This is a genomic window from Bacteroidota bacterium, from assembly GCA_034439655.1.
GTDB lineage: Bacteria > Bacteroidota > Bacteroidia > UKL13-3 > UKL13-3 > CANJUD01.
The window spans coordinates 1-6,265 of the sequence record JAWXAU010000034.1 but is presented as its reverse complement, the minus strand read 5'-3'; the positions used below and the strand labels follow the sequence as shown (position 1 = coordinate 6,265).

At 36.8% G+C, this 6,265-nt stretch carries 6 protein-coding genes; 4 read left to right on the top strand and 2 right to left on the bottom strand.

What is annotated here, in order from left to right:
- Positions 1-187: 187 nt before the first annotated feature.
- Entirely contained in the window at positions 188-391 is a 204-nt protein-coding gene (locus SGJ10_02155; GenBank protein MDZ4756927.1) for a hypothetical protein, read from the bottom strand.
- Positions 392-443: 52 nt separating this feature from the next.
- Positions 444-1,664 carry a TlpA disulfide reductase family protein gene (locus SGJ10_02150; protein ID MDZ4756926.1) on the bottom strand — a complete coding sequence of 407 codons (1,221 nt, stop codon included), beginning with the start codon at positions 1,662-1,664 and terminating at the stop codon, positions 444-446.
- A gap of 332 nt (positions 1,665-1,996) precedes the next feature.
- Here SGJ10_02150 and ftcD point away from each other — a divergent pair, with 332 nt between their 5' ends.
- The 4 genes from ftcD (at position 1,997) to SGJ10_02130 (ending at position 6,249) form a co-directional block, all read left to right on the top strand.
- Positions 1,997-3,685, top strand: a complete 1,689-nt coding sequence (ftcD, locus tag SGJ10_02145) for a glutamate formimidoyltransferase (protein ID MDZ4756925.1) — start codon at positions 1,997-1,999, stop codon at positions 3,683-3,685.
- A gap of 16 nt (positions 3,686-3,701) precedes the next feature.
- Positions 3,702-5,045 carry an adenylosuccinate lyase gene (purB, locus tag SGJ10_02140; protein MDZ4756924.1) on the top strand — a complete coding sequence of 448 codons (1,344 nt, stop codon included), beginning with the start codon at positions 3,702-3,704 and terminating at the stop codon, positions 5,043-5,045.
- 367 nt (positions 5,046-5,412) lie between these two features.
- A complete protein-coding gene (locus tag SGJ10_02135) occupies positions 5,413-5,982 on the top strand; it encodes a Bro-N domain-containing protein (GenBank protein ID MDZ4756923.1) in 570 nt (189 codons plus the stop codon).
- 30 nt (positions 5,983-6,012) lie between these two features.
- Positions 6,013-6,249 (top strand): hypothetical protein, encoded by a 237-nt coding sequence (locus SGJ10_02130; protein MDZ4756922.1) that lies wholly within the window; start codon positions 6,013-6,015, stop codon positions 6,247-6,249.
- Positions 6,250-6,265 lie beyond the last annotated feature (16 nt).

Here is a 6,265-nt window from a genome sequence, read left to right as displayed (position 1 = left end):
TGCTCAGAATGACGGTTAAAAGCGAGCGAATGATGTTATATTATTTCCTTCCATTTGAACAGATTCTTCGCTCGAAGCATCGCTCAGAATGACGGTTAACAGCGAGCGAATGATGTTATACCGAAACTCAATATATAATATTCCATAAGAAAGGCACTGAAAAGGATATTGATATCAACAAAAACCTTTATTTAGATACTTGAGTTTTCGTTTTTGACCATCTACCTTTCTTAACCTCAGCCACTAATTTATCTACGTCTTTTTGTGTAGCTTTTGATTTTTGTGTTAGCTCAATATATCTTAGATAGTCCGTCATACCTTGCAGTTCAGATATTTTCATTTTAGCTGACAGCCTAATGATTACTTCATCTTTTATTCTTTGGATTATCATAACAATTTTAATTTGTAAAAAGATATATCTAATTTCACAAAAAAAATTTAATTTATTCTCCTAATAAACTATCCATAAGTTCAGCAAATTCCATTTTATATTTTTCATAATACTCACCTGTGCCTGGCCCATAAAAACCTGTATCTATTTTTCGGATATTTCCTTTTTTGTCAACTATAATAGTTGTAGGAAACATTTTAATTTTTGTTATTTGCGGAAGTGTCTTTTCTGTTCGCATTGTGTCGCCCACAGCTACACCAGTAATCAATAATTCATAGGGCACGTTTAATCTTAATTTCAATTTACGTAAATTTTTCATACAACGGCCCATATCTGCACTATACTCATAAGCAAGGCCAATCACTTCAACGCCTCGAGATTTGTTGGCATTATAATACTCCGTTAAAAAAGCTGTTTCATCGATACAATTTGGACACCACGACCCAAGTATTTGTATAATAACTACCCTATTTTTATAATGTTTGTCTTTGATAGAAACGGAAATTCCATCTGTATTCTTGAAAGAGAAATTAAGTGGCCCTGAATTGGGTTTTACAAATGCTGCGGATAATTCTGGATGTGGCGTAGCATTGCTATCTCTAATGGCTACCCATGTTTCTTTGTATGTATCGCCTGAATAAAAATGTCCATCTATGATAGTATTTGTATCTTTAATTCGTCCATAAAAAAACAAAGCCCTTGCACCATCAAATGAATATAAATATATTTTTTCATTATCAACCACGCCCGATAAAAACCGGTAATCGCCTGTTGGGGTAAGAAAGGTGCCTGTTATATAAAATCCGTATTGTGCAAAAACGCCTACAGCGGGTGTTTTTATATTTTCAACATCCGTAAAATCTACTTTCCATGTGCCTGTAATTCCTTGGTTCAACAATAATCGTGGATCATAACTTGTGTATACGCCCCTTTTGTTTGCCACAAATGGCATCAGCATCGTTTTGCCGCGGGTTGCCTTGCCCCATGCACCCTGCAAATTTGTACTATCATTAATTTTAATTTTAAATTGCGATTCATAAATAGGCATATTTACAAACATGGAATCACCTTTTACTATTATATCATCCACCAATATTTTTTCTTCGCCATTTATTATATACCACACTGTTTTACCCGATTTTGTTACCATATCAAAATCAAAACCAATATGGTTTCCATCTGCACGCAGTAGTGTTCCTCTGTATTCTCCAGTTTTTTGAGCAGTACAAATATTTATATATAATAACAAGAAAAAAATAAGACCGTATTTCATAGTGCAATAATACGGAAAAATTTGTCTTGATATAAACATTCGGTTCCTTCATTATTTTAGTTTTAAAATCCCAAAGGGATGGTATTATAGTAAACAACAAGAGGGCATCGCCATAAAATCCCGAAGGGATGATATAAATGTCACCCTTTCAGGGTTTAAACTTGTAATGCATTATTGAATTATAATAATATCATTCCTTCGGGATTTGCTTAGGAGTGAGCCATTATATATTCGCCGTATCACAACTCCAAAAGCGTTCAAATAATCTTACTTTAATAGCATTCCCCTATTTGAATATTGAACCTTAACTTTGCCCCACTTAATATCAAAGTATGAAACTGATAGAATGTGTACCCAATTTTTCGGAGGGCTGCGACCCTGCTAAAATCAAGCAAATAACCGATGCCATTGAATCTGTAGAAGGCGTTAAATTATTAGATGTTGACCCAGGCAAAGCCACCAACCGTACCGTAGTAACTTTTGTAGGCACGCCAGAAGCTGCGGTAGAAGCCGCTTTTCAAGCAATCAAAATGGCAGGAGATATTATAGACATGAGCCAGCATACTGGAGCACATCCTCGTATGGGTGCCACCGATGTTTGTCCGTTTATTCCTGTATCTGGAATTACGATGGAAGAGACAGCGGATTATGCACAAAAGCTTGCCGAACGCGTAGGAAAAGAATTACAAATTCCTGTATATTTATATGAAGAAGCTCAGAGCAATGCATCACGCAAAAATTTGAGCGAAATTAGAAACGGAGAGTATGAAGGTTTCTTCAAAAAAATAAAACTACCCGAATGGAAACCAGATTTCGGTCCTGCGGAGTTCCCTGCCAAACAAGGAGCAACCGTAATTGGTGCTCGAAATTTTTTGATTGCTTATAATGTAAATCTCAATACAAAATCGACCCGACTTGCAAATTCTGTTGCATTTGATATTAGAGAAAACGGACGTGCAAAACGTAGTGGAAATCCATATACTGGACCTATAGAAAAAGATGATAGTGGAAATGAAATTCGTATTCCAGGTTTATTAAAAGAATGCAAGGCCATTGGTTGGTATATCGAAGAATATGATATTGCACAAGTATCTATTAATCTCACAAACTTTGCGGTAGCCTCCGTACACCAAGCGTTTGATGCGTGCTTTACATCTGCTCAAAATCGTGGATTACGTGTAACAGGTAGCGAACTTGTTGGACTCATTCCTTTGCAAGCTTTGTTGGATGCAGGTCGTCATTATCTCACCTTGCAAAAAAGATCTGTTGGGGTGAGTGAAGAAGAATTGATACATATAGCCGTAAAATCTATGGGACTTGATGACTTGGCTCCATTCGATCCCAATAAAAAGATTATAGAATACAAATTAAGAGAAGCCTTAGGTGGTAAATTAATCAAATTAAACTTAAGAGAATTTGCCAACGAAACTGCGAGTGAGAGTACTGCTCCCGGTGGTGGTTCTATCGCTGCATACTGCGGTGCACTGGGCGTTTCATTAGGTACGATGGTAGCAAACTTAAGTGCGGGAAAGCGAGGTTGGGAAGAGCAAACATTATACTTTTCTGAATACGCAGCAAAAGGTCAAACTATAAAAGACCAACTATTATATATGGTGGATGAAGACACCAATGCGTTCACAAAAATTATGGATGCTTTTGCTTTGCCCAAAAGTAATGATGAGGAAAAAGCAGCACGCACAGAAGCTATACAAAATGCTACCAAATATGCAGTAGAAATTCCGTTGCAAGTAATGAAACTTGCACACGAAAGTTTGGATTTAATGAAAGCCATGACCGAAAAAGGAAGTCCAAGTTCTATTACTGATGCTGCGGTTGGAGCTTTGTGTATCCGCACTGCCGTAGAGGGAGCACACTTGAATGTGCGTATCAATGCATCTGGCCTGAAAGATAAAGTATATGCTGAAAAACACTTATTGGAAGCAGCAACTATTGCATCTGCCACCGAAGCAGAAGTGAAAAGTATTATAACGAATGTAGAAAAAGAAATGACCAAAGTATAAATAATATATTATAACAATGCAATTAAATCCACTTACAGCTATTAGTCCTATCGATGGACGTTACCGCAAACAAACCGAACATCTTGGACAATATTTTAGCGAATATGCTTTAATAAAATATCGTGTGCAAATTGAGATAGAATATTTGTTGGCATTGGCTGATAGTGGCATTGAGCAATTGCAAAATAAAATTACAAACGAACAAAAACAAGCACTCAGAAATATAGTTAATCACTTTGACGAAGCTGCGGCAACCCAAATAAAAGATATAGAAAAAACTACCAACCACGATGTGAAAGCCGTGGAGTATTATATAAAAGAACAAGTAGAAAAAATTGGCTTATCTAATATATCAGAGTTTATACATTTCGGGTTGACTAGTCAGGATGTGAATAATACAGCAATACCTTTAAGTTTGAAAGAGGGATTATATGAATGTTGGAGCAAACCTTTAACCGATATTATACAAAAATTAAAATCGTGTGCCCACGAATGGGCTGATATACCTATGCTTGCCCGCACACATGGACAACCTGCATCGCCCACAAAATTGGGAAAAGAATTCTTGGTATATATAGAAAGATTGGAAAACCAATTGGCCTTATTAAAACAAATCCCCTACCCTGCCAAGTTTGGCGGAGCTACTGGAAATTTGAATGCACATTATATAGCTTATCCCAAAAATGATTGGGTGAAATTTGCCAATGCCTTCGTGGAAACCCTTGGCCTTAAAAGGATGCAGCATACTACACAAATTGAACATTATGATTATCTGGGTGCGATATTCGATAATATTAAACGCATCAATATTATATATATAGATTTGTGTCAGGATATATGGTTATATATATCTTCTGAATATTTTAAACAGAAATTAAAAGAAGGTGAAGTAGGTTCATCGGCTATGCCGCATAAAGTAAATCCAATTGATTTTGAAAATGCAGAGGGTAATTTGGGAATGGCCAATGCGATGTTCGAATTCCTCACACGCAAGCTGCCAGTCTCACGCCTGCAAAGGGATTTAACAGACTCCACCGTTTTACGCAATATCGGAGTTCCCATTGCACATAGTGTAATTGCCATGAAAAGTATAATAAAAGGTTTAGACAAACTTATTCTAAACACCGATAAAATTCACGCCGATTTAGATAATAATTGGGCCGTAGTTGCCGAGGCTATACAAACTATTTTACGCCGCGAATCTTATCCAAAACCTTATGAAGCTCTTAAAGCTTTAACCCGCACCAATGAAAAAATTACGCAACAATCTTTAGTAGTTTTTATTGATGGTTTGGAAGTGAGTGACAGTATAAAGAATGAGTTGAAAGGGATTACGCCGTTTAATTATACGGGGGTGTAGCACGTTATTCTGAGTCCCGCTTCGGGCGAAGAATCTCATAAAAGCGAAGGCGGCACCGTCATTACGACTACGCAAGCTTGCGAAGTTCAAACGTGGTAATCTCGTTCATGCGGAGCACACACCCTCATTCTGATCCCGACTTATCGGGATTCAATGTGAAGAATCTCATCATAACAAAGTATTATATATATTATGGCATGCCCCACGAAGCGTGGGTCGGGCTCATTCGCCTTATCCAGCTACCTAGCGGGATGCCGGCTTCTATCCCTCATGCGGCTGACGCGACTGTTGTTGACATTCTTGTGTACAATCTGTATATTTTATTAGCACACCAACAAAGTATTTTTGAATTTCAAAATTGAACACAATGAGTAGTATAAAATTATTTGAAAGCAAACAGATTCGTTCTGAATGGAACGAAAAAGAGCAGAAATGGTATTTCTCTACGCAAGATGTTGTAGAAGTACTAACAGGCAGCACTGATGTTAAACAATATATAAAGAAAATGTTGAGTCGAGATGAAATACTTAGCAACAACTGGGGTACAATTTGTACCCTAGTTGAAATGGAAGCCGCAGATGGGAAAAGACGAAAAGTGCAAGCTTCTGATACAAAAGGCTTGCTACGCATCATACAATCCATACCATCACCCAAAACAGAACCATTTAAACAATGGTTAGCACAAGTTGGTGCAGACAGATTAGATGAAATTGAAAACCCAGAACTGGCTACACAAAGAACAAGGGAGTTATATAAATTAAAAGGCTATCCTGATGATTGGATTGAGAAACGAATGCGAAGTATTGCTATCCGAGAACAATTGACAGAAGAATGGAAAAACAGAGGTGTAGAAAAACATATAGAATATTCTATATTAACGGCAGAAATTTCAAAAGCAACTTTTGGTTTAACACCTTCAGAATATAAAAAAGTTTAAGGGCTGAAATCTCAAAACCTTCGTGACCATATGAATGACCTTGAATTAATTTTCTCTATGCTGGGTGCAGCTTCCACAACTGAAATTGTAAAAACACAGGATCCAAAAGGATTTAAAGAAAATCAAAAAGCTTCAAAATTGGGAGGTGCGGTTGCAGGCAATGCAAGATTGGAACTTGAAACTAGAACAGGTAAAAAAGTTATATCATCTGACAATTATTTACCTGAAGCAAAGAAGAACAAAGAACTTAAAAAAGGGAAGAAATAATTATAATCTGTAACCC

Excerpts from the sequence above, each read along its gene's own strand:
- SGJ10_02155 (MDZ4756927.1), bottom strand. The coding sequence starts at position 391 with ATGATAATCCAAAGAATAAAAGATGAAGTAATCATTAGGCTGTCAGCT.
- SGJ10_02150 (MDZ4756926.1), bottom strand. The coding sequence starts at position 1,664 with ATGAAATACGGTCTTATTTTTTTCTTGTTATTATATATAAATATTTGT.
- ftcD (MDZ4756925.1), top strand. The coding sequence starts at position 1,997 with ATGAAACTGATAGAATGTGTACCCAATTTTTCGGAGGGCTGCGACCCT.
- purB (MDZ4756924.1), top strand. The coding sequence starts at position 3,702 with ATGCAATTAAATCCACTTACAGCTATTAGTCCTATCGATGGACGTTAC.
- SGJ10_02135 (MDZ4756923.1), top strand. The coding sequence starts at position 5,413 with ATGAGTAGTATAAAATTATTTGAAAGCAAACAGATTCGTTCTGAATGG.
- SGJ10_02130 (MDZ4756922.1), top strand. The coding sequence starts at position 6,013 with ATGAATGACCTTGAATTAATTTTCTCTATGCTGGGTGCAGCTTCCACA.